General features: G+C 73.8%; 1 protein-coding gene. It reads right to left on the reverse strand.

Annotated features, from left to right (window positions below):
- Nucleotides 1-3,745: SDR family NAD(P)-dependent oxidoreductase (locus AC5WS8_RS38935; protein WP_496108203.1), on the reverse strand; the 3,745-nt coding region annotated here is incomplete at both ends.

Here is a 3,745-nt window from a genome sequence, read left to right on the forward strand (position 1 = left end):
TGACGCCGAACGACGAGACACCGGCCCGGCGCGGACGGCCTTCGATCTGCGGCCACTCCACCGGCTCCGTGAGCAGCGACACCGCGCCCGCCGACCAGTCGACGTGCGGGGTGGGCTCGTCCACGTGGAGGGTCCGCGGCAGCAACCCGTGCTGCAGGGCGAGGACCATCTTCATCACGCCCGCCACACCGGAGGCGGCCTGGGTGTGGCCGATGTTCGACTTCAACGAACCGAGCCACAAAGGGTGTTCGGGGTCGCGGCCGTTGCCGTAGGTGGCGAGCAGCGCCTGCGCCTCGATCGGGTCGCCCAGCGTCGTGCCGGTGCCGTGCGCCTCGACGGCGTCGATGTCCGCCGTGGACAGGCCGGCCTTCGTGAGGGCGGCGCGGATGACCTGCTGCTGGGCGGGGCCGCTGGGGGCGCTGAGCCCGTTGCTGGCGCCGTCCTGGTTGAGCGCGGTGGAGCGGATGACGGCCAGCACGGGGTGACCGTTGCGCCGGGCGTCGGACAGCCGCTCCAGGAGGACCATGCCGGCGCCTTCGGCGAGGCCCATGCCGTCGGCCGCCTTGGCGAAGGCCTTGGAACGGCCGTCGCGGGCGACACCGCGGGTGCGGGCGAAGCCGATGAACCCGATGGGCTCGACCATGACGGCGACACCGCCCGCGAGGGCCATGGAGCACTCGCCGGAGCGCAGCGCCTGGACGGCCATGTGCAGGGCGACCAGGGAGGACGAGCAGGCGGTGTCGACGGTCACCGCGCTGCCCGCGAGGCCGAGGGTGTAGGCGATGCGGCCGGACAGCACGCTGGTGGCGCTGCCGGTGACGATGTGGCCCTCGACACCCTCGGGCAGGTTGTCCAGCCCGCCGAAGCCCTGGTTGGCGGCGCCGACGTAGACGCCGACGGGGGTGCCGCGCAGGCTCTCGGGGAGCAGTCCGGCGCGTTCGACGGCCTCCCAGGACGTCTCCAGCAGCAGCCGCTGCTGGGGGTCCATGGCGATCGCCTCGCGCGGCGAGATGCCGAAGAACGCGGGGTCGAAGTCGCCGGCGTTATAGACGAAGCCGCCTTCGCGGGCGTAGCAGGTGCCCTCGCGGTCGGGGTCGGGGTCGTAGAGGGCTTCGAGGTCCCAGGCGCGGTCGTCGGGGAAGACGTCGATGACGTCGCGGCCCTCGGCGAGGATGCGCCAGAGTTCCTCGGGGCTGTTGGCGCCGCCCGGGTAGCGGCAGCTCATCGAGACGATGGCGATGGGGTCGTCGTCGGCGGGTGTCGCGACGCCGACGGAGGCCGGGGCGGCAGCGGGGACGGGAAGAGTGTCGGAGGGGCCGACGAGTTCCTCGCGGACGTGCCGGGCGAGAGCCGTGACGGTGGGCCGGTCGAAGATGACGGTTACCGGCAGCCGCAGTCCCGTGGCGGCGTTGAGCCGGTTGCGCAGTTCGACCGAGGTGAGGGAGTCGAAGCCCAGCTCGCGGAAGGCGCGTCCGGTCTCCACACCGTTCGGGCTGCTGTGCCCGAGCACGCCCGCGACCTGGCCGCGGACCAGGTCGAGTACGGCCTGTTCCTGGTCGTCGGCGGACAGGCCGCGCAGCCGGGCGAGGAGTCCGGCGCTCTGCTTGTCCGGGACGTCCTGCCGCAGGCGTTCCTCCTCGGCCCGCAGCAGCGCGGCGACCTCGGGCACCTCGGTGAGCAGCGGGCGCCGACGGGCCGCGGTGAAGACGGGGACGAAGCGCTCCCAGTCGATGTCGGCGACGGCGATGAAGCACTCGTCGCGGTCGAGGACCTGCTGCATGGCGGCGACGGCGAGCGCGGGGGCCATGAACGGGATGCCGCGCCAGCGCAGTTGCTCCTGGACGACCTCGAGGCCCATGCCGCCGCCCTCGTCGCTCCAGATGCCCCAGGCGATGGAGGTGCCGGCCAGGCCGCGGGCCCGGCGGTGCTCGGCCACCGCGTCGGCGTACGCGTTGGCCGCGGCGTAGGCGCCGTGGTCGCCGCTGCCCCAGACGCCGGCGACGGAGGAGAACACGACGAACGCGTCGAGGCGGTCGTCGTCGAAGAGCGCGTCGAGGTTGGCGACGCCGGAGAGCTTGGCCTTCGCGCCGTCGGCGAACTCCTGCAGGGTCGTGGTGGCCAGCGGGATGAGGATGCCGACGCCGGCGGTGTGCACGACGGTGCGGATCGGGGGCCCGTCGGCCTCCACGCGCTCCACGAGCGCGGCCAGGGCGTCCCGGTCGGCGATGTCGCAGGAGGCGATGGTGACGCGGGCACCCGACTCGCGCAGCTCCGCCTCGAGTTCGGCGGCGCCGGGCGCGTCGGGGCCACGGCGGCTGACCAGCACCAGGTGTTCGGTGCCGTTGCGGGCGAGCCAGCGGGCGGTGTGTCCGCCGAGGCCGCCGAGGCCGCCGGTGATCAACGCGGTGCCGCGCGAGGTCCAGGTGTGGTCGGCGCCGCGCGCGACGCCGACGGGCGTGCGGACCAGGCGGCGGATGAGGACGCCGGTCCGGCGCACGGCGAGCTGGTCCTCTGCCCCGGCGTCCTCGTCGGCGTCGGAAGCGGGGGCAGAGGCGGAGGCGGCGAGGATCGAGCAGAGCCGGGCGGCCGTACGGTCGTCGGGCGTCTCGGGGAGGTCGACGAGCCCGCCCCAGAACTCGGGGTGTTCCAGCGCGGCGACGCGGCCCATGCCCCAGGTGCCGTTCTGCACGGGATTGCGCAGCAGATCGGCATCACCGGTGGTGACGGCTCCGCTGGTGGCGAGCCACACCGGGGAACGCAGCCCGGTGTCGGAGCACGCCTGGATCAACGCGAGTCCCGCGACCAGGCCGGCGGCGAGTCCCGGCTGCTCGGGGTGCGGGCGTTCGTCGAGCGCGAGGAAGGAGACGACGCCGGTGAACGCGTCGGCGCCACTGTGCCGGGCCGTCTCGGTCATCTGGGCGGCCAGCCGCTCCCGGTCCGTGTCGGTGGCGTCGACGAAGAGGGGCGCGGTCTGGGCGCCGTGCTCGGCGAGCCCGTCCAGGCAGACCCGGACGAGGTCGGAGTCGACGTGGTCGGCGGGCACGACGACGAGCCAGGTACCGGTGAGCGTCCCGGCGGGGCGGTCCGCGGTCGGGCGCCAGGCGATGCGGTAGCGCCAGGAGTCGATGGTCGCCGAGGCGCGACGACCGCGACGCCAGGCGGACAGCACGGGCAGCGCCTGCGCCAGCGCCTCCTGCCCGTCCTCCTCGGCGACGTCGAGCGCACCGGTCAGCGCCTGCAGGTCCTGTCCCTCGACGGCCGCCCAGAACTCGGCGTCCGCCGGCTCCTCGGCCGCACCGCCCACCGTGACGCTCTGCGGCGCCGCGGGCTCGAACCAGTAGCGGCGGTGCTGGAAGGCGTATGTCGGGAGGGCGACCCCACGGCCTCCCTGACCGGCCAGCACCCGCGTCCAGTCCACCGGGATCCCCCGCACCCAGGCCTCGGCAAGGGAGGTCAGGAAGCGGCGGCTGCCACCCTCGTTGCGCCGCAACGTGCCGACCACCACAGCGTCCGGGACGGCCTCCTGCACCGCCATCCCCAGCACCGGATGCGAGCTGACCTCCACGAACGCCGAACAACCCTGACCGATGAGCCCCTGAACCGCATCAGCGAACCGCACCCGCTGACGCAGATTCCGATACCAGTACCCCCCATCCAGCCCAGCCGTGTCGATCACCTCCGCCTCGGTGGTCGAGAAGAACGGCACCTCACCCGAGCGAGGAACAACCGAACCCAGAACCCGCGA

Source organism: Streptomyces sp. PTL18 (assembly GCF_059510295.1).